15 protein-coding genes are annotated in these 20875 nt (G+C 70.9%); 11 read left to right on the forward strand and 4 right to left on the reverse strand.

Annotated elements, in window-relative coordinates:
* The first annotated feature begins 60 nt into the window (after positions 1-60).
* Together ACFVXA_RS13445 and ACFVXA_RS13450 are read left to right on the forward strand one after the other, a co-directional pair.
* Positions 61-834, forward strand: a complete 774-nt coding sequence (locus tag ACFVXA_RS13445) for an SDR family oxidoreductase (protein WP_390025093.1) — start codon at positions 61-63, stop codon at positions 832-834.
* Entirely contained in the window at positions 831-1742 is a 912-nt protein-coding gene (locus ACFVXA_RS13450; protein WP_362034299.1) for an SDR family oxidoreductase, read from the forward strand. Before ACFVXA_RS13445 ends, ACFVXA_RS13450 begins: the two co-directional genes overlap by 4 nt.
* Before the next feature lie 176 nt (positions 1743-1918).
* Here ACFVXA_RS13450 and ACFVXA_RS13455 read toward each other — a convergent pair whose 3' ends face one another.
* Together ACFVXA_RS13455 and ACFVXA_RS13460 are read right to left on the reverse strand one after the other, a co-directional pair.
* Positions 1919-2707 carry an ankyrin repeat domain-containing protein gene (locus ACFVXA_RS13455; RefSeq protein WP_390025024.1) on the reverse strand — a complete coding sequence of 263 codons (789 nt, stop codon included), beginning with the start codon at positions 2705-2707 and terminating at the stop codon, positions 1919-1921.
* Positions 2708-2799: 92 nt separating this feature from the next.
* Positions 2800-3696: a hypothetical protein gene (locus tag ACFVXA_RS13460; protein WP_390025026.1), complete on the reverse strand. Its 897-nt coding sequence runs from the start codon at positions 3694-3696 to the stop codon at positions 2800-2802.
* Between the two features lie 223 nt (positions 3697-3919).
* On the opposite strand from ACFVXA_RS13460, the gene ACFVXA_RS13465 reads away from it, so the two are divergent.
* Both ACFVXA_RS13465 and ACFVXA_RS13470 read left to right on the forward strand, forming a co-directional pair.
* Positions 3920-4702: a serine protease gene (locus ACFVXA_RS13465; protein ID WP_362034308.1), complete on the forward strand. Its 783-nt coding sequence runs from the start codon at positions 3920-3922 to the stop codon at positions 4700-4702.
* A 285-nt stretch (positions 4703-4987) separates the two neighbouring features.
* On the forward strand, positions 4988-8194 hold the full coding sequence (locus ACFVXA_RS13470; protein ID WP_390025028.1) for an endo-alpha-N-acetylgalactosaminidase family protein: 3207 nt from the start codon (positions 4988-4990) through the stop codon (positions 8192-8194).
* Here ACFVXA_RS13470 and ACFVXA_RS13475 read toward each other — a convergent pair.
* On the reverse strand, positions 8080-10086 hold the full coding sequence (locus tag ACFVXA_RS13475; RefSeq protein WP_390025030.1) for a beta-galactosidase family protein: 2007 nt from the start codon (positions 10084-10086) through the stop codon (positions 8080-8082). The genes ACFVXA_RS13470 and ACFVXA_RS13475 overlap by 115 nt on opposite strands.
* A gap of 125 nt (positions 10087-10211) precedes the next feature.
* On the opposite strand from ACFVXA_RS13475, the gene ACFVXA_RS13480 reads away from it, so the two are divergent.
* The 6 genes from ACFVXA_RS13480 (at position 10212) to ACFVXA_RS13505 (ending at position 18025) form a co-directional block, all read left to right on the forward strand.
* Positions 10212-11096: a helix-turn-helix domain-containing protein gene (locus ACFVXA_RS13480; RefSeq protein WP_390025032.1), complete on the forward strand. Its 885-nt coding sequence runs from the start codon at positions 10212-10214 to the stop codon at positions 11094-11096.
* A gap of 11 nt (positions 11097-11107) precedes the next feature.
* Positions 11108-11452, forward strand: coding sequence for a chorismate mutase (locus ACFVXA_RS13485; protein ID WP_362025449.1), 345 nt, complete (start codon positions 11108-11110; stop codon positions 11450-11452).
* A gap of 179 nt (positions 11453-11631) precedes the next feature.
* On the forward strand, positions 11632-12162 hold the full coding sequence (locus ACFVXA_RS13490; RefSeq protein WP_362025452.1) for a response regulator: 531 nt from the start codon (positions 11632-11634) through the stop codon (positions 12160-12162).
* Positions 12163-12409: 247 nt separating this feature from the next.
* Entirely contained in the window at positions 12410-14899 is a 2490-nt protein-coding gene (gene pepN, locus ACFVXA_RS13495) for an aminopeptidase N (RefSeq protein WP_389467309.1), read from the forward strand.
* Positions 14900-15251: 352 nt separating this feature from the next.
* Positions 15252-16607: a pyridoxal phosphate-dependent decarboxylase family protein gene (locus tag ACFVXA_RS13500; protein ID WP_390025034.1), complete on the forward strand. Its 1356-nt coding sequence runs from the start codon at positions 15252-15254 to the stop codon at positions 16605-16607.
* On the forward strand, positions 16604-18025 hold the full coding sequence (locus ACFVXA_RS13505) for a SidA/IucD/PvdA family monooxygenase (RefSeq protein ID WP_362025462.1): 1422 nt from the start codon (positions 16604-16606) through the stop codon (positions 18023-18025). The genes ACFVXA_RS13500 and ACFVXA_RS13505 overlap by 4 nt, the downstream gene beginning before the upstream one ends.
* A gap of 82 nt (positions 18026-18107) precedes the next feature.
* On the opposite strand, the gene ACFVXA_RS13510 is transcribed toward ACFVXA_RS13505, so the two are convergent.
* Positions 18108-19913 (reverse strand): bifunctional metallophosphatase/5'-nucleotidase, encoded by a 1806-nt coding sequence (locus tag ACFVXA_RS13510; RefSeq protein ID WP_389749315.1) that lies wholly within the window; start codon positions 19911-19913, stop codon positions 18108-18110.
* A gap of 138 nt (positions 19914-20051) precedes the next feature.
* On the opposite strand from ACFVXA_RS13510, the gene ACFVXA_RS13515 reads away from it, so the two are divergent.
* Positions 20052-20768 (forward strand): SIMPL domain-containing protein, encoded by a 717-nt coding sequence (locus ACFVXA_RS13515; protein ID WP_362025468.1) that lies wholly within the window; start codon positions 20052-20054, stop codon positions 20766-20768.
* Positions 20769-20875: the final 107 nt, after the last annotated feature.

The following is a 20875-nucleotide window of genomic DNA, read 5'->3' on the forward strand; positions in this document are numbered from 1 at the left end:
CATCTCGAAGCTAGCAGCGAACGCATCCGCGCGGGAGGCCCTGTGGAAAACGCGGACACCATGGATCTCGGCGGCAGGACCGTCGTCGTCACGGGCGGCACCCGTGGGGTCGGGGCCGGGATCACGCGGGCGTTCACGCGAGCGGGCGCACACGTCGTCGTCTGTGCGCGCCGGCCGCCCGAAGTTCCCCTGCAGGACGCCGACTTCGTCTCCGTCGACTTGCGTGACCCCACCGCCGTGCACGCCTTCTTCGAGGCGCTGCCCCGGCTCGACGTCCTGGTCAACAACGCGGGCGGCGCGCCCTACCGTCCGCTGGCACGGTCGTCCCCCGAGCGGCACGCACGTGTCATCGAGCTCAACCTCACCGCGCCGCTGACCGCCTCGATCGCCGCGTACGAGCACCTCAAGCGGGCCAAGGGGTCGGTCGTGATGATCGGCAGCGTGAGCGGGACGCGGCCCTCGCCCGGCTCGGCGGCCTACGGGGCGGCCAAGGCGGGCCTGGAGAACCTGGCCCGTTCGATGGCGGTCGAATGGGCCCCCGACATCCGGGTCAACACCCTCGTCGTCGGCATGGTCCGCACCGAGCTGGCGCATCTGCACTACGGCGGCGAGGACGGCGTCGCCGCCGTGGCGCGGACCGTCCCGCTGGGCCGCCTCGCCCAGCCGTCCGACATCGGTGAGGCAGCGGTCTTCCTCGCTTCGGACGCCGCCGCGTACATCAGCGGAGCCTCGCTGCTCGTCCACGGAGGCGGGGAGCGGCCCGCCTTCCTCGATGCCGCGACGGCCAACAAGGACCACAAGGACCAAGAGGACCGAGAGGGAGGCATGGGATGAGCGCAGGGTTGCTGTGCGAGGGACGGGTCGTGATCGTCACGGGCGCGGGCCGTGGGCTCGGCCGGGCGCACGCGCTGGCGTACGCCGCCGAGGGCGCGCGGGTGGTCGTGAACGACCTCGGCGTCGGTCTCGACGGCACGCCGGAGGAGGGAGGCCCGGCCCGGCGGGTGGCCGAGGAGATCCGCGCGGCGGGCGGCGAAGCGGTGGCCCACGGCGGCGACATCGCGACGACCGAGGGCGCCGCGTCGCTCGTACGCACCGCCCTGGCGACGTACGGCCGCCTCGACACTCTCGTCAACAACGCCGGATTCCTGCGCGACCGGATGCTGGTCAACCTCGACGAGGACGACTGGGACGCGGTGCTGCGCGTCCATCTGAAGGGGCACTTCCTGCCGCTCAAGCACGCGGCGGCGTACTGGCGGGCCGAGGCGAAGACGGGGCGGACGCCCGTCGCCCGGGTCGTCAACACCAGTAGCGGAGCGGGGCTGTTGGGGTCGGTCGGGCAGGGGAACTACAGCGCGGCCAAGGCCGGGATCGTCGGCCTGACGCTGGTCGCCGCCGCCGAGCTCGGACGGTACGGCGTCGGGGTCAACGCGGTCGCCCCCGCGGCCCGCACCCGGATGACCGAGCGGACCTTCGCTGACACCATGGCGGCACCCGACGGCGGCTTCGACGCGATGGCCCCCGAGAACGTGTCACCGCTGGTGGTGTGGCTGGGGTCGGCCGCGAGCGCCGGCGTCACCGGCCGCGTCTTCGAGGCCGAGGGCGGCCGCATCACCGTCATGGAAGGCTGGCGTCCGGGCCCGACCGCGGACAAGGGGGCGCGCTGGACACCGACGGAGGCGGGCGAGGCGACCGCGAAACTCCTGGCGGAGGCAGAGGCTCCGGCGGCGGCCTACGGAACGTAGCCACACGCCTCAAGGGCGCGGCGAACTGCGCGACCTTCGAGGAGCGCTGCGAACTGCGCGATCTTCCAGGGGCGCGGGGAACTGCGCGGTCTTTTAGCGGGGGTCTGGGGGCGCAGCCCCCAGGTACGGGAAGGGTAGGGGCGGCGGGGGCGAAAACGTCCTGACCACCCCGCCGCTCAGCGAGCCGTACCCAGGGCCGCCTCCAGCAGCCCGGCTATCTCGGCGTGGCCGGTCTGCTGATCGTCCCCGGCGAAGGGCCGCCCCTCGGCGTCGAGGAGCAGGACCTCGACGGTGATGCCGCCGGCCCCGTCGGCCCCGTCGGCCCCGTCGGTCCCGTCGGCGCCGTCGTCCGCCGGGTAGCGGCGGGTGGAGGAGGGGTGGCCGGCCCCATGGGCCCGGGCCAGGGAGGCACGGAGCTCGGCCTCCACGTCGAGGGCCAGCCAGCGCCGCGCCTCCGCGAGAGCCTCGGGCTTCGCCCCGGCCCCGTACGCGAGGAGCGCCCGTACGCAGCCCGGCGAGCCCCGGCGCGCGGCCGCCACCAGCGGGGGCTCGCCGGTCGGTCCGGGGCGGTCCGGGTCCGCGCCGGCGGCGAGGAGGGCCTCCGTCACCTGAGTGTGCCCCCGCCGCAACGCCCAGGTCAGGGCCGTGAAGCCGAACTCCTCCACGATGTCGGGCCCGGCCCCGGCCGCGAGCAGGGCGCGCACCACCGCCGTATGACCGCCGCAGACCGCCCCGCACAGCGGGGCATCCGTGCCCTGGCTGAGCCGGTCGGGCGCGGCCCCGGTCGCCAGCAGCAGCCGTACGATGCCGGGCTGGTCGCTCACCGCCGCCAGATACAGCGCGGTCTGGCCGTCCGCGTCCACCGACTCCGGACTCGCGCCGGAGCGCAGCAGCCGTACGACCGCGTCCTCGTCACCTTCGTACACGGCGGTGAGGAGACGCGTGGCGTGGTCGTTCGGGCTCATCCTTCGACCCTCGCTCGCGAAGTGCGCGTGAGGCAAAGTCTTTTGGGGTGTTCTGTCTCACCTCTTACGCCGTGCCACGCACACCTGGTCTCTCAGGTGTCGCACTCCAGCACCGTCCGGCAGAGCGCGCAGCGTGCCCGTACCCGGCCGCGCACCGGCACCCTGATCCGCTGGTGGCAGGTCGGGCAGGGGAAGGAGACGCGCAGCGGGCCGCGGCTGTCGGGGGTGAAGGCGTACGGGACGCCGGGGGGCGGGGCGGGGGAGTGGTGGTCCTGGGCGTGGCGGCGGTCCTTCGCGTAGCGGCGGCGGCCCGCCCAGCCGGCCGCGGTCAGCGGGGGCTGCTGCTCGTCGCGGCGGGCCTGCGCCATGCCCTTGGCGTACGCGGTGTACGCCTGCGGGCTGGTGAACCAGATGGAGGGGTCCTCGCCGAAGACGAGGGCGCGCTTGGCGAGGACGTACCCGAACTCCTCAGGTGTGAGGTAGCCGAGCTTCTGTGAGGACGCCCCGTCCTCGCGGAAGGCGTCGAGGAGCAGCCAGCCCGCGCCGAGGTACGTCGCCGCCGTGTCCGTGAGGATCTCGGTGTCGCGGGTGCCGGGGAAGGAGAGGTCGAGGCGGTGCAGATAGACGTGCATCACCTCGTGGGCGAGGGCGGCGCCGATGTCCCGGCGGTGGGTGCGGAAGCGGTCGTTGAGTTCGATGAAGTACTCGGGGCCCGCGGCGAGTTCGACGTTCGCGGCGTGGGTCATCTCGCGGAAGCCGACGATCATCCGGGCGTCCGGCAGCCGGTAGTGCCGCACCATCTCGCGGGCCACGCGCTGCGCGCCCAGATGCAGGTCGTCGGTGTCGGCGAAGGCCACGTCGGCGGGGGCCACGCTGGTCGCGAAGGTGTGGATGGTGTCGTACGAGAGCCGCTTGTAGAGCGCGGTGATCGAGGCCCGCACCGTGTTCAGATGCGGGTAGCCGTGCTCGACGGGTCCGCCGTTCGCCACGTCCGCACCCCCTGAAGACGCCAGCTCTGAATTCCACTCTAAGCGGGGTTTCTCCCGGCCGCGGGAGGTGCGCGGGCGCGCCGGGCCCCCTCTGGCCGGAATGTGGCCCTTGCCCGGAGTGCGTGTCGGTCCCCATAATCCGCTCCAGCTTGGCATGGGCATGTCAGTAAGCGTCTCTCCCCGTCCCCTGCCTCGCGTTCAACCCCCCACGAAAGGAAGCGCGTTGAAGTCTCTCAAGAAGTTCGGCGTGATCAGAAGACTGCTCGCTGTCAGTGCGGTCGCGCTCGCCGCGATCTCTCTCCAGCCGCTGTCCGCGCAGGCCGCGCCCGCGCCCGTCGTCGGCGGGACCCGGGCCGCGCAGGGCGAGTTCCCGTTCATGGTGCGGCTGTCCATGGGCTGCGGCGGCGCCCTCTACGCCAAGAACATCGTCCTGACCGCCGCGCACTGTGTGAACGGCTCGGGCACCAACACCTCCATCACCGCCACCGCCGGCGTGGTCGACCTGCAGAGCAGCAGTGCGATCAAGGTCAAGTCGACGAAGGTGCTCCAGGCGCCCGGCTACAACGGCAAGGGCAAGGACTGGGCGCTCATCAAGCTCGCCGCACCGATCAACCAGCCCACCCTGAAGATCGCCACCACCACCGCGTACAACAACGGGAACTTCACCGTCGCCGGCTGGGGCGCCGCACGCGAGGGCGGCGCCCAGCAGCGCTACCTGCTCAAGGCCACCGTCCCCTTCGTCGACGACGCCACCTGTCAGCAGGCGTACGGCAGTGATCTCGTCCCCGGTGACGAGATCTGCGCCGGGTTCGTCGCGCAGGGCGGGGTCGACACCTGCCAGGGCGACTCCGGCGGCCCGATGTTCCGCAAGGACGACACGGGCGCCTACATCCAGGTCGGGATCGTCAGCTGGGGCCAGGGCTGCGCGGAGCCCGGCTACCCCGGCGTGTACAGCGAGGTCTCGACGTTCGCGGCCGACATAGCGCGGGCGGCGTCGGGGCTGTAGGCCGGCGCCCGTCGCACGCGTCCCGGTCTTTCGCGTGTGGGTGCGGGCGCCCGTCCCCCCGGTCGGGGGCGCCCCGCTGTGAGTGGCGCCCGGCGGAGTGTGCGTCGTGTGGTGGGGCGGCACCCGGCCCGAAATCCGTCACACAGTGCCCGTGTGCCCAGCGCGAAGTGGCACCGGCCCGGCCCATGAGCCGCCGGCTACTTCCACAAGGCGCCGGAGCCCCAGCTCCGTTAGTCCAACTGCTGTCCCTCCTTTGTCCATGGGCGCGTTCGCCTCGTCCGACGCATGGTGGCCCCATCGAACGCCGCCCCCAGGAGGAGTGCCTTGCAGCCCTCAGACACGTTCGCCCCCAGCCGCCGCGCCGTCGTCGTGGCGGGAGCCGCGGCCGGGATCGGCGCCGCCCTCGGTGCGCCCGGCACGGCCACGGCGGCTCCGGCCGAGGAAGCCGTCATCCGCTCCGCCGCCCTCGACGTCCGCGTCGCCACCGCCTTCCCCCGCATCGTCTCCTACACCGACCGCGCCACCGGCGCCGTCCTGTACGGCCAGGAGGACGAGGTCACCTCCGTCCTCGTCGACGGCATCGAGCGCACCCCGACGGTCACGGCCACGGCGGGCGACACCGCGGTCGCGTACCGTCTCGCCTTCGACGGCGGCACCACGATCGACGTCGAGATCGCGGTGACGGGTCATCAAGTGACCTGGCGTGTCATGGAGATCGCCGAAACCTCGGCTCTCCCCGTCGGCACCCTGCGTATCCCCGGCCTCGCACTCCTGTCCGTCCGCAGTGATCAACCGGGAGCTCACCTCCTCGCCGCCCGGATCCAGTTGGACAAGTCCAAGAGCGGCGACACGCTCGTCGTCCCGACGGCCGACAGCCCGGCCGACGCCGCCACCGGATGCGCGTACGCCGTCGTCGCACACCACGGGCTCGCGGGTGCCGTGGAGACCAACACGGTCTACGACAAGCCAGACAGCACCAGCTCGTGGGAGAACGGCAGGCTCTGGCGCCAGACCATCCGCAGGGACGTCAAGGACGCCAAGGACGCCAAGGACGGAGCGGATGGAGCGGATGGAGCGGGTGGAGCGGGTGGAGCTGGCGGAGCGGGCGGCTACGTCAAGGCGCAGCTCGCCCCCGGTCAGTGGACCCACCGCGCGGCGACCGCGACCGACACCGAGCCCCTCCCGTACGCCACGATCGTCGTCACCGGCGACCGCAACGGCGACGGCGTGATCGACTGGCAGGACGCGGCGATCGCCTTCCGCGACATCATGGTCACCCCGCTCGGCGCCGACGAGACGTATCTGCGCGTCGTCCCGCACATCCCCTTCAACTTCGCCTCGCAGGCCACCAATCCGTTCCTCGCCACCCTCGACAACGTCAAGCGGATCTCACTGGCGACCGACGGGCTGCGGCAGTTCACGCTCCTCAAGGGCTACCAGTCCGAGGGGCACGACTCCGCGCATCCCGACTACGCGGGCAACTACAACCAGCGCGCCGGCGGCCTCGACGACCTCAACACCCTGGTCCGCGAGGGCAAGAAGTGGAACAGCGACTTCGCCGTCCACGTGAACGCCACCGAGTCCTACCCCGTCGCGCACGCCTTCTCCGAGACCCTCGTCGACAAGACCGACGAGCAGTGGGACTGGCTGGACCAGTCGTACCGGATCGACCAGCGCCGTGACCTCGTCTCCGGCGACATCGTCCGCCGCTTCGCCGACCTGCGCCGCGACGCCGACCCGGCCCTCAACTCCCTCTACATCGATGTCTTCCGCGAGTCGGGCTGGACCTCCGACCGCCTGCAGCGCGCCCTGCGCGACCAGGGCTGGCACGTCACCTCCGAGTGGGGCCACGGCCTGGAGCGCTCGTCGCTGTGGTCGCACTGGGCGACCGAGACGGACTACGGCCCCGACACCTCCCGGGGCATCAACTCCCAGCTCATCCGCTTCATCCGCAACCATCAGAAGGACGTCTTCGCCGACAAGTGGCCCACCCTGCTCGGCATCGCCCGGATGGGCAACTTCGAGGGCTGGACCGGCAAGACCGACTGGAGCTACTTCTACGACCTGATCTGGGCGCACTCGCTGCCCGCCAAGTACCTCCAGGCGTACCCGGTCAGGACCTGGGGCGAGCACGAGATCACCTTCGACGGGTCCACGTCCGTCTCCGACGCGGACGGCACCCGCCGCATCACCACCGACGGACGGCTCGTCTACGACGGGGGCCGCTACCTCCTCCCCTGGGACCCGAAGAAGGCCACGAAGCTCTACCACTACAACCCCCGGGGCGGCAGCAGCACCTGGCGGCTCCCGCGCGCGTGGGAGGGCCTGTCCCGGGTCGCCCTGTACCGGCTCACCGACCAGGGCCGGGTGTTCGTCATGTACGTCCCCGTACGCGGCGGCAAGGTCACCCTCGACGCCGCGCCCAAGCAGCCGTACGTCCTCTACCGCACCCTCCCTCAGTCTCGGCTTCGCTCGACCGGCGGGACCCCCGCCTCCGACGCCGCCGACCCCGTCTGGGGGCAGGCCACTCCGCTCCACGACCCCGGCTTCAACTCCGGCTCCCTGAAGGGCTGGACGGTCACCGGCCCCGCCTCCGTCGAGCTCAGCCACCTCGGTGACTACGAGCTGGTGATCGCATCCGGCGGCGCCGCAGCCGTCTCCCAGCGGCTCGGCCGCCTCCAGCCCGGCTCGTACGCCGCCTCCGTCCAGGTCGAGGTCGGCGACAACGCGGACGACATCCGCAAGGCGTCCCTCCAGGTGCGTACCGCGGACGGTGTCACGGCCGTCAACTGGACACGGACGTCCACCGCGGGCAACCACGTCGCCGCCGACCGCAAGCACGGCACCCGCTTCCAGCGGATGTTCACGTACTTCACCGTGCCCGAGGGCGGCGGCCGGGTCGATCTCACGCTGCGCGCCGACGCCGGGCACGCGCGCGTGCGGTTCGACAACGTCCGGGTCGTGCCGGCGCGGCGCAGCGCCAGGCAGGGAACGCTCGTGTTCGAGGACTTCGAGAACGTCCCCCAGGGCTGGGGACCCTTCGTGAAGGGCGACGCGGGCGGTGCCACCGACCCGCGCACCCATATCGCGCAGCGGCACGCGCCGTTCACCCGGCGCGGCTGGAACGGCAAGGCGATCGACGACGTCGTCGACGGCTCCCAGTCCCTCAAGTCACGCGGTGAGAACGACGGCCTGGTCTACCGGACCGTGCCGCACACCGTCCGCTTCGAGCCCGGCCGCCGCTACCGCGTCACCTTCCGCCACGAGAACGAGAAGGCCGGCCAGTACGCCTGGATCACCGGCGTCGATCAAGGGGCGACGACCACGGAACTCTCCCGCACCGACCTTCCCGCGGCCACCGAACCGACCGAACTTGCCTATGAGTTCACCGCGCCGGGTGAGGGGGAGGCCTGGGTGGGGCTCCGCAAGACCGGCGACGACGGCACGGCGGAGTTCGCGCTGGACTCCTTCGAGGTGAGAGAGGTCTCCTGAGACCTGCGGCCCTGCTGGAGCTCCGGAGCTTCCTCAAGCTCCGGGGCCTCCTCAAGCTCCAGGGCCTCCTTGATTTCCGGGGCTTCCTGAAGCTCCAGGGTCTCGTCAAGCTCCGGAGCTTCCTGAAGCTCCAGTACCCACACCTCGTTGGCGCCCTCACGCAGGACGGGACCGGGGACGTACAGCGAACGCTGTGGGCCCACGGACCAGTAGCGTCCGAGGTTGAATCCGTTGATCCACACGAACCCCCTGGTCCAGCCGGGGAGTTCGAGGAGGGCGTCCCCGGCGCCGCGCACCTCGACGGTGCCGTGGTACAGGCCGGGGGCGCCGTCCTCCGGAAGCTCCCCGAAGGGAACACCCCCGACGCCGGTCCCGACGCCGGTCCCGACGCCGGTCCCGAGGCCGGTCCCGATGCCGGTTCCGCCGTCGGTCCCGGCATCGGCCAGCGCGTCCAGCCGCAACCCCCGCGCCCGCACCCCGTGCAGATACTGCCGCTCGTGCAGCACACCACCCGTGACGCCCTTCGCCTCGCCGGTGCGCGGCCCGTAGTTGACCCTCCCCAGGGACTCCACCCACAGCTCCACGCGCGCGTGCCCCGCGACAAGCTCCTTGAGCGTCGGCTCGTCCTCGGTGAGCACCCCGGCCCGCGCGCCGTCGACGTACACCACCGCCAGATCACGCAGCCCGCGCACGGTCAGCGGGTACGGCTGCCGGGGACCGGGCACGGTCACCTCGTACTTGACCAGCCCCTGGTCCACGTCAAGTTCCTCGAACGTGGGCGGCATAGGGTACTCGCCTCCGGGGCCGCCCAGTGTCTCCAGTACGGCGTCCAGGGAGGCCCATTCCCGAAGGGTGACCGGTGTGGCAGAGCCGAGTTGCGCAAGCGGCGGCGGTACGTCGGGCAGCGGCCCGTCCGCGTACGCGGCCAGGATCTCCCTGAAGCGCCAGAACTTCTCGGTGGGGCGGCCGAGTTCATCGATCGGCGCGTCGTAGTCGTACGAGGTGACGTCCGGCTCCAGCGGCCCGTCGTGCAGCGCGCCGCCGCCCCGGTTGGCACCCGCCCAGCCCGCGAAACTGGTGCCCCCGTGCGCCATGTAGAGGTTGACCGACGCCCCGCACTCCAGGATCTCCCGCAGCGCGTCCGCCGCGTCGCCGGGATCGCGTACGACGTGGCCGGCGCCCCAGTGGTCGAACCAGCCGCACCAGAACTCCATGCACATCAGCGGGCCCTCGGGCCGGTGCCGGCGCAGCGTCTCGAAGGCCACGCGCGCGTGGGAGCCGAAATTGGCGGTCGCCAGGACGCCCGGGACCGAGCCGCCGGTGAGCATGTTGTCCTCGGGTCCGTCCGAGGTGAACAGCGGCACGCTCACCCCCTCGGCGCGCAGCAGGTCGGCAAGGCGGCGCAGATACACCTGGTCGGAGCCGTAGCTGCCGTACTCGTTCTCGACCTGCACCATGAGCACCGGCCCGCCGCGGTCGATCTGCCGCGGCACGATCTCGCGCAGCAGCCGCCGGAACCAGCGCTCCACATGCCGCAGATACTCCTCGTCGCGGGTGCGGAGCGTTCCCGTCAGCCAGTGCGGCAGCCCGCCGTTGTCCCACTCCGCGCAGATGTACGGGCCCGGGCGCACGATCGCCCACAGCCCCGCCGCGCGGGCCGCCTCCAGGAAACGGCCCAGTTGCCCGACGTCCCGGAAGCCGCCGGGCCGCGGCTCGTGGAGATTCCACGGGACGTACGTCTCCACACAGTTCAGCCCCATCGCCCGCAGCATCCCGAGCCGGTGCGCCCACTGCTCCTCGTGCACCCGGAAGTAGTGCAGCGCGCCGGACAGCAGCCGCACCGGGCGTCCGTCCAGCAGAAAATCCGTGTCCCCCACCGTGAACTCGCTCATGGGCACACGATCACCCCTGGCGGTGGCCCGGTCCATGGACAAAGATCAGCGCTGATTGGACGCAAGAGCCGCGTGGACACGTGCGAAAGCACGTCAGGGACGCCGAGCGGGCGGGAGGAAAGCGGATGTACCACACCTGGATGCGCTATTTCACCCCCGGGCCCGCCCACCACCGGCTCGGCCTCGTCTGCCTCGGCGTCGGCCTCCAGCACGGCGAACTGCCCGTCGTCGGACCGCGCACCCTCGACCACCACGTCGCCGTCGTGATCAGTGCCGGCGGCGGCTGGTACCGCACCCCCGACGGACACCGCCACCCCGTCACCGCACCCGCCCTCATCTGGCTCACCCCCGACACACCCCACCACTACGGGCCCGACCCGAGCTGGGACGAGTGCTTCGTCGACTTCACCGGGCCCGCGACGGCCCCGTACACCGAACTCGGCTACATCGAACCCGGGCGGCCCGTCGTCCCCCTCGCCGACGCGGGCGCCGCCCGCGCCGTCGTCGGCCGCATCGCCCGCGCCGCCCGCCGCGGCAACCCCCTCCTGGAGGTGGAGACCGGCGCGGCCGTCCACGAACTGCTCGTCGCCCTGCGCCGTGCCCGCGCCGACCTCGCCCCCGACGGCGACGAGGTCCTCCAGGCCCTCGCCCGCGACGCCTTCCAGCCCCTGTCCGTCGCCGAACACGCGGCCCGGCACGGCATGACCCCCGCCGAACTGCGCACCGCCGTCCGCCGCGGCGCCGGATGCAGCCCCAAGGACTACCTCCTCGGCATCCGCCTGGGCCGCGCCAAGGAACTCCTCGCCGCCACCGAACTCCCCGTCGCCGCCGTCGCCCGCCGCGTCGGCTACGACGACCCCGCCTACTTCTCCCGCCTGTTCACCCGCCGCGTCGGCATGGCCCCCGTCCGCTTCCGCGCCCAGCAGGGCCGAACCGTCCCCGGCGGCTGGAGCAACCAGATACCGGACCCCGACGATCCGCCCATGATCGAGCACCTGCACGCCACGTAGGGTTGGATCTCATGACCAGCAGTAAGCCTCAGGAAGTCGACCCCGCCGTCCGCGCCGAGCTCGCCCGGCTGCGCGACAGCATCGACAACATCGACGCCGCCGTCGTCCACATGCTCGCCGAGCGCTTCAAATGCACCCAGCAGGTCGGCCTCCTCAAGGCCGCGCACCAGCTGCCGCCCGCCGACCCGTCCCGCGAGGCCCACCAGATCGCCCGGCTGCGCAGGCTCGCCGAGAACGCCAAGCTGGATCCGGCCTTCGCGGAAAAATTGCTGAATTTCATCATCGCCGAGGTCATCCGGCACCACGAGCGCATCGCGGACGGCGCGGACGACGCCGCGGGCGAGCCGGGGGAGTGACACCGGGCGCCCCGAGCGGGCATCCTGCCTGAGCACTACCTGCCGGGGCGTCAGGACGATCACTCGCTGTCGAACACTCCCTGCCACCCACCACGGATACCGGGCACCACAACCACGGGCGTACGTCGTGAGTCCGTACGGGCATAAGCTGGAATGCCCAAACGAGGGGACGTCGGGCCATGCCGTCGGATGCCAAGATCCTCATCGTCGACGACCATGAGGACACGCTGTACGCCCTGGAGAGCGCCCTGGCCCCGCTGGGCTACCGCGTGGCCCGGGCGACCAGCGGCGACGACGCCCTGAAGGAAGTCCTGCGCGGCCAGGTCGGACTGCTCCTCCTCGACGTCCGCATGCCCGGCGTCAGCGGCCTCGACGTCGTCCGCTACATGCGCCGCCTGGAGCAGACCCAGCACATCCCCATCATCCTGCTCACCGGCTTCGGCCCGGACGCCGAACTCACCTCCATCGCCTTCGGCCTCGGCGTCGCCGACCTCCTCATGAAACCCGTCGACCCCTGGGCGCTGCGCACCAAGGTCCGCTACCTGTACGACACCCACCAGCGCCACCGCGCCCTCGAACGCGAGGTGCGCGAACTGCGCGCCCTGCTCAAGGAACACGGCCCGGCCCCCGCCCTCACGCACCCCGACACCCGCGTCCCCCTCCCGCGCGAACCCCACAGCGAGAAGCTGGAGCAGGACAGCGCCCCCTGACCGGCGGTCCCCTGACCGGCGGTCGGCTCCCGCCTCCGCGGCGCGAGACATACGGCCCGCGACATAAGGCCGCCACATAAGGCCCGCCACACAAGACCCGCCACACAAGACCCGCCACATAAGGCCCGCGGCACAAGGCCCGCGGCACAAGGCCCGCCACACAAGACCCGCGGCATACGGCCCGCGACATAAGGGGCGTACCGGGCCCCCTCTGTGCCCTGTCAGCACCATCAGGCAGCATGGCCCCATGTCCGTACTGACGCGCGACGAAGCGCAGACCCGTGCCAAGCTCCTCGACGTCCACCACTACGGGATCGAACTCGACCTGACCCGCGGGGACGAGACCTTCGACTCCCGCACCGTCATCCGGTTCACCGCCCGCGCCGACGCGGACACCTTCGTCGAGCTGAAGCCCGCCGAGCTGCGCTCCGTCACCCTCGACGGACAGCCCCTCGACCCCCAGACCCTCGTCGAGAACCGGCTGCCGCTGCACGGCCTGACCGCGGGCGAGCACGAACTGCGCGTCGACGCCGCCATGCGCTACTCACGCACCGGCGAGGGCATGCACCGCTTCACCGACCCCACCGACGGCGAGACCTACCTCTACACCCAGCTGTTCATGGAAGACGTCCAGCGCGTCTTCGCCGCCTTCGACCAGCCCGACCTCAAGGCCGTCTTCGAGCTCACCGTCACCGCCCCCGACGGCTGGACCGTCCTCGCCAACGGCGTCACCGAACACCTCGGCCAGGGCCACTGGAAGGCCGCCCCCACCCCGCTGATCTCCACCTACCTCGTCGCCGTCGCCGCCGGACCCTGGCACTCGGTCCGCACCGAACACCACGGCCTGCCCTTCGGCATCCACTGCCGCCGCTCCCTGGCCCCCCACCTGGACGCCGACGCCGACGAGATCCTCGACGTCACGCGCGCGTGCTTCGACCGCTACCACGAGAAGTTCGACGAGCCCTACCCCTTCGACTCCTACGACCAGGCGTTCGTCCCCGAGTTCAACGCCGGCGCCATGGAGAACCCCGGCCTGGTCACCTTCCGCGACGAATTCATCTACCGCTCCGCCGTCACCGACACCGAGCGGCAGACCCGCGCCATGGTCATCGCCCACGAAATGGCCCACATGTGGTTCGGCGACCTCGTCACCCTGCGCTGGTGGGACGACATCTGGCTGAACGAGTCCTTCGCCGAGTACATGGGCTACCAGACCCTCACCGAAGCCACCCGCTTCACCGACACCTGGACCGACTTCGGCGTCGCCCGCAAGGCCTGGGGCTACGACGCCGACCAGCGCCCCTCCACCCACCCCGTCGCCCCCGACCCGGACGCCGTCCCCGACACCGCCTCCGCCATGCTCAACTTCGACGGCATCTCCTACGCCAAGGGCGCCTCCGCGCTACGGCAGTTGGTGGCCTGGCTCGGTGAGAAGGACTTCCTCGCCGGCATCAACACCCACTTCGCCCGCCACAAGTTCGCCAACGCCACCCTCGCCGACTTCATCGACTCCCTCGCCGGAGCCACCGAACGCGACGTACACGCCTGGGCCGAATCCTGGCTGCGCACCACCGGCGTCGACACCCTCACCCCACAGATCACCACAGGCGACGACGGCACCCGCACACTGACCGTCGCCCGCGACGGCAACCGCCCGCACCGCATCGCCGTCGGCCTCTACGACCAGACCCTCACCGGCGAGCGCGGCCTCACCCTCCGCGAGCGCCTCGACATCGACGTCCCGCAGGCCGAACCCGCCGCCATCGGCAAACGCCCCGCCCTGCTCCTCCTCAACGACGGCGACCTCTCCTACGCCAAGGTCCGCTTCGACCCCGAATCCTTCACCACCGTCCGCGACGGCCTCTCCGGCCTGCCCGACCCGCTGACCCGCGCCGTCGTCTGGAACGCCCTGCGCGACGCCGTCCGCGACGGCGAACTGCCCGCCATGGCCTACGTCGACGCCGCCCGCGCCCACCTCCCGCACGAGACCGACCTCGCCCTCGTCCAAGGCGTCCTGTCCTTCGCGTCCGCCCACGTCGCCGACCGCTACCTCCCCGCCGAGGACCGCCCCACCGCCCTCGCCACCCTCACCGACCTGTGCCGCGACCTCATGCGCCGCACCGAGGACGGCTCCCACCCCGGCCTGCGCCTCACCGCCGTACGCCACTACATCGACGTCGCCGCCCACCCCGACACCATCAGCGCCTGGTTCTCCGAAGGCACCGTCCCCGGCGGCCCCGAACTCGACCCCGAGCTGCGCTGGCGCATCCTCGGCCGGCTCGCCGTCCTCGGCGCCATCGACGACGCCGTCATCGACGCCGAACTCGTCCAGGACCCCAGCGCAACCGGCCAGGAAGGCGCCGCCCGCTGCCGCGCCGCCCTGCCCGACCCGCAGGCCAAGCGCGCCGCCTGGGAGTCGATGTTCACCACCGACAACCTCTCCAACTACCTCTTCACCGCCACCGCCCAGGGCTTCTGGCAGCCCGAACAGGCCGACCTCGTACGCGAGTACGTCACCCGGTACTGGCCCGACGCCGTGGCCGTCGCCGCGCGCCGCGGTCCCGCCATCGCCGAGGCCGCGGGCCGCTGGGCCTTCCCCACCCACGCCATCTCCCCCGAAACCCTCACCCTCGGCGAGGCCTGCCTCCGCGACGCCGACCCCATCCCGGCCCTCCGCCGCAAACTCGCCGACCAACTCGACGACCTGAACCGGGCGTTGCGGGTCCGGACGGGCTGATCCTCAGCCCCTCCGGCGGTCGAGTACGAGGCCGAGGCCGTCCAGACCGAACCGGGGGCTGGGGCGGCAGCCCCCCAGGTACGGGACGGGCAGCGGCGGAGGGGGCGAACCCTGTACGGGACGGGCAGGGGTGGAGGGCGCGAACCCTCCACCCCTACCCTCCACCCCTGACCCTCCACGCCTGCTTCCTGCACCCCTGGCCCTCCGCCCCTAGCACCCCCGCCCACCCGGCACATTTCCTCCGCACGGCAGTACCCCCATTCGGGTCGGATCGTTGTCCCATACGGGCGCGCCGACCCGAAATGCGTACAGGCTTGGACTCACCCTGCCGCGCGCCCACCGGAGGACACCCATGAGCACGCCGCCCCTCGCCTCAGGCCCCGAAGGCCCCAGCGCACTGCGGCCGTTGCTCGACACCGTCCTCGACGCACTCCAAGAAGGCGGCGCGGCGCGCGGAGGACCACTTCCGGCGGGAGGACCGGAGGCAGTGGCCCGCCGGATGCGCGAGACCGTCGGCGAGGTGCTCCCGCAACAAGGCACCGACGACGCCCTACGCCTCCTCGTACGCGCACTCGCCGAAGGCTCCGCCGACCCCGCCGACCCCCTGTGCGCCGCCCACCTCCACTGCCCACCCCTCGCCGTCGCCACCGCCGCCGACCTCGCCGCCTCCGCCCTCAACCCCTCCCTCGACTCCTGGGACCAGGCCCCGGCCGCCTCCGCGCTGGAAGCCCTCGTCACCAAGGCCCTCGCGCACGAAGCCCAGATGGCCGACGCCCTCGTCACCACCGGCGGCACCGAGTCCAACCAACTCGCCCTCCTGCTCGCCCGCGAAGCCCACGGCGGAGTGCGACTCGTCTGCGGAGCCAACTCCCACCACTCCCTGCACCGCGCCGCCTGGCTGCTCGGCCTGCCCGACCCCGTCGTCGTGCCCGCCCCCGCAGGAACGATGGACCCCGCCGCTCTCGACGAAGCCCTCACCGAACTCTCCGGCCCACTCCTCGTCACCGCGACCGCCGGCACCACCGACGCCGGACTCATCGACCCGCTGCCCGACATCGCTGACCTGTGCGCCGCCCACGGCGCCCGCCTCCACATCGACGCCGCCTACGGCGGAGGCCTCCTCTTCAGCGACCGGCACCGCGCCCGACTCGACGGACTCGACCGCGCCCACACCGTCACCCTCGACCTGCACAAACTCGGCTGGCAGCCCGTCGCCGCCGGACTCCTCGCGGTAAAGGACCCCCACGACCTCACCGCACTCGCCCACCACGCCGACTACCTCAACGCCGACGACGACACCGAAGCAGGCCTGCCCGACCTCCTCGGCCGCTCCCTGCGCACCACCCGACGCCCCGACATCCTCAAGATCGCCGTCACCCTCAAAACCCTCGGTAGGCACGGCATCGGCCAACTCGTCGACCAAGTCTGCGACCACGCCGAAGAGTTGGCCGACCTCATTGCCGCCCACCCCGGCTTCGAGCTCTACGACCGGCCGACCATCAGCACCGTCCTGTTCCGGCCCACCCACGCCACCGACGACGCCGTCGCCACCGTACGCCGCACCCTCCTGCACGAAGGCCGCGCCGTCCTCGGCCGCGCCACCCTCGACAGCCGCCGCTGGCTCAAAGCCACCCTCCTCAACCCCCACACCCGGCCGGGCGACCTGGCCGCGCTCCTGAAACTGGTGGAAGGACACACACCCCAATGAGCCCGACGCCCATCCCGCCACGCCCCGCCGCCGAAGCACCCCGCGACCTGGTGGGCATCGGCATCGGCCCCTTCAACCTCTCCCTCGCCGCCCTCGCCCACCCCCTCGCCGAACTCGACACCGTCTTCTACGAACAACGCCCCGGCTTCGACTGGCACCCCGGCCTGCTCATCGACGGCGCCACCCTCCAAGTCCCCTTCCTCGCCGACCTGGTCACCCTCGCCGACCCCACCAGCCCCTGGTCCTTCCTCCACTACCTCAAAGCCCGCGAGCGCCTCTTCCCCTTCTACTTCGCCGAGCGCTTCCACATCCAGCGCGCCGAATACGACGCCTACTGCCGCTGGGTCGCCGACAACATCCCAGGCCTCCACTTCGGCCACCAGGTCGACGCCGTCCGCTGGAACCCCGACCGCGCCCTCTTCGAAGTCGACTTCACCCAACTCGACACCGACGGAGAAGCCGAAGCCCTCGGCCGCACCTACACCCGCAACATCGTCCTCGGCGTCGGCACCGCCCCCCACATCCCCGAACCACTCAAACCCCTCGTCGAAGCACCCGGCGTGCCCGTCATCCACGCCGCCGACTACCTCAAGCACCGCGAACAGTTCCTCACCGCCGAACACATCACCGTCATCGGAGCGGGACAGTCCGGCGCCGAAGTCTTCCTCGACCTGCTCCGCAACCGCCCCTCAGGCCGCGAGAACATCCACTGGCTCGCCCGCACCGAAGCCTTCGCACCCATGGAGTACTCCAAGCTCGGCCTCGAACACTTCACCCCCGACTACACCCGCTACTTCCACCACCTCACCGAACCCGTCCGCGACCGGCTCGTCGCCGCCCAATGGCAACTCCACAAAGGCATCGACGCCGACACCATCGCCGCCATCCACGACGAGCTCTACCGCCGCACCCTGCACGGCGGCTGGCCCGACGCCGTCCTCACCCCCGCCGTCACCGTCCGCACCGCCGGACGCGTCGCCACCACCAAAGTCGAACTCCACCTCGAACACGGCCAACAAGGCGCCCGCACCCGCCTCACCACCGACGCCGTCGTCCTCGCCACCGGCTACCGCGAACGCCCCCTCGACCAGATCCTCGCCGGACTCGACCCCTACCTGCGCCGCGACAGCAGCGAACGCCCCCGCATCGACGACCAGTTCCGACTCGTCCTCGACCCCTCCGTCACCGGCCGGGTCCACGTCCAGAACGCCGAACTCCACACCCACGGCGTCGGCGCCCCCGACCTCGGCCTCGCCGCCTGGCGCAGCGCCACCATCCTCAACTCCCTCACCGGCAAAGACCCCTACCCCCTCCCCGCCCGCACCGCCTTCACCACCTTCGGACTCGAGCCCCACCCACAGATCCCCACCGCACGCCAAACGGCCCCCACCCTCACCCCCCTCATCGAGGGGCGATAAGAAGGGGCCGCCGGGAAGACGCACCTCCAGAACCGGAGAAGCAGAAGAAGCAGAAGTAGAAGCAGAAGCAGAAGAAGCAGCCCTAGAAGACGGGCGTGCCCTCCCGCGTCAGCTTCCAGTCCACCGAAGCGAACTCCTTCGGATCGAGCGTGCCCTTCGCGGTCACCCACTCCGCGATCCGCGTACGGATCTCCGTCGACTCCGACCACACCTCGGTCGCGGAAGCGACATGCGGGAAGGCCCCGCCACCATTGGCCCGGTAATTGTTCACCGCCAGCACGAACTGCTGCGCGTCGTCCAGCGCCGCACCGTTGTACGTCAGGTTCTTGATCCGCGAACCCTCCGCCTGCGCGATGTCGATCTCGTACCGAAGACCAGACACATAGTCGTAGTTGTAGTCCGGACGGTTGTTCGCATTCGTCAGCTTCTCCACGTCGACCACGGCCCCCGCCGCCGTCCGCACGAAGTAGTTCGCCGAATACTCCAGGTACGCCCGCACCTGCGCGCCCGTCATCACCTTCGCGACCAGCGTGTTGTCGTACACATACAGACTCGACAGATCCCGGATCGTCACATCCCCCGCCGGAATCTCCGACGTACGCGAGAACGGCGACGCCTGCGCGATCACCGGCAGCGACGCGTACGACGTACCCGCCAGCGCCGCCTTGACCACGTCCTCCTGCACCTTGGTGATCAAGTCGATGATCGGGGCGTCCTTGTAGCGCGCCTCGACCGTCGTCAGCGTCTCCGTCGCCCTCCCGACCACCTGATTCACATACGCCACGACCACGTCATGCTCGTCCTTCAACAACCTGGTGATCCTCGGGTCGTCGGCGACCGAGTTCGCATTGCGGACCGACGCCGCCACCGACTCGACCTCCCACCGCCCCTTCTCGAAGACCAGCTCGAAGTCGAACACCGACAACCGCTCCGCATACGCCAACGGCTCCGACAGCACCACCGTCCTACCCGTCGCCGTATTGGTGACCTTCAACTCCGGGATCTCCACATGCGCGTGACCCACGAGAATCGCGTCGATACCCGGCACCTGCTGCGCCACCAGCGCCGCCGAATTCTCGATGTACGGCAACTGGTCACCGTACGAGGAAGTGCCGGAGGAGCCGGAGTGCGCCGACACGACCACGACGTCCGCACCCATCGACCGCAGCTTCGGCACCCACTTCGCCGCCTGCTCCTCCAGACCCGGGAACGTCAACTTGCCCTGCACATAAGCCTTGTCCCAGATCGCGATACCCGGATTGGTGAGACCCAGGACAGCCACCGTCACCGGCGGAGCACCCGCCACATGGAACTTCTTGATGAAGTACGGCGGGAAAGCCGGCTTCAGCGTCTTCGCGTCCAGCGCGTTCGCACCCAGCAGCGGGAAACGACACTGCGACTCGAACTTCCGCAGCGTCTCGATTCCGTAGTTGAACTCATGATTCCCCAACGCCACCGCGTCATAGCCGATCGCGTTCATCGCCTGCGCCATCGGATGCACCGGACCACCCTTGGCGGTGATCGGATCCACCTTCGCGTAGTAATACGTCAGCGGAGTGCCCTGGATCGTGTCACCCGCGTCCAGCAACAGCGTGTTGCAGCGGCCCTTCTCCTCGCGGATCTCGTTCACCAGCGTCGAAATCCGCGCCAGACCCTGCGCGTTGCCCGCCTTGTCCGTGTACTCCGCGTCCTTGAAGTAATCCCAGTTGAACACGTGCCCGTGCAGATCCGTCGTACCCAGCACCGTCAGCGAATACCGCTTCGGCGCGTTCTCGCCGCCCCGCGCCTCCGCCGCCCGCGCGGACGGAGCCGCCACCGCACCGGTCAACGCCACCCCCGCACCCGTCACGGCGGACTTCTTCAGGAACTTCCGGCGGTTCAACGGCATGTCTACAACTCCTTGGGGAATGGTCAACGACGCGCGTAGATTCTGACCCACACATGACACTCCGGAACAGGCCCAGGAGGTTTCTATCTGGTGACCACCGGACACCACGACCCCCCCTCCGGTGACAGAGTGGGACGTATGGCCACCGCAGAGGAACCCCCACCCGCAGTCCCCTACGGCACCCCCGAATCCCCCCGCATCGCCGTCCGCGGCGAAGCCCACCTCGAAGTCGACCCCGAAATCGCCCGCATCGGCATCACCGTCAGCGCCCGCGGCACCGACAGACGAGAAGCCCTCACCGACCTCACCCGCCGCAACACCACAGCGATGGACCTCGTGAAGTCGTACGGAGAAGCCGTCGAACGCCTCGAAACAGGCGCCTTCTCCATCAGCCCCGAACTCACCAAACACGGCCGCGGCGAACGCATCCGCGCCTACCACGGCCGCGTCCACATCACCGCCGAACTCACCGACTTCACCGCACTCGGCGAACTCACCACCCGACTCGCCGACCTCGACCTCACCCGCGTCGACGGCCCCTGGTGGGCCCTGCGCCCCACCTCACCCTCCCACCGCCAAGCCCGACAACAGGCCGTCCGCGAAGCAGTCCAACGCGCCCGCGAATACGCCGAAGCCCTCGGCACCACCCTCGCCGCCCTCGTCGAACTCGCCGACATCGGCGCCGAGAACCCCCAGCCCTACCCCGCCGCACCCGGCCGCGCCATGCGCTCCATGTCCTACGCGGGGGCCGCCCCCGACGAAGCCGCCCCCCTCGACCTCGAACCCCAACGCCAACACGTCTACGCCCAAGTCAACGCCCGATTCACCATGGCACCACCACAGCTGCGGCCATAGATAAATGCGACCGAATGCGACCGGAGACCCACCCAAAGACCACCCCGCTCATCAGAGCGCCCCCGCGCACAATTCAACAGTTGTCAATAACCCTTCACGCAAAGGTT

Origin of the sequence: Streptomyces sp. NPDC058246 (genome assembly GCF_042881985.1) — a bacterium.
Lineage (GTDB): Bacteria > Actinomycetota > Actinomycetes > Streptomycetales > Streptomycetaceae > Streptomyces.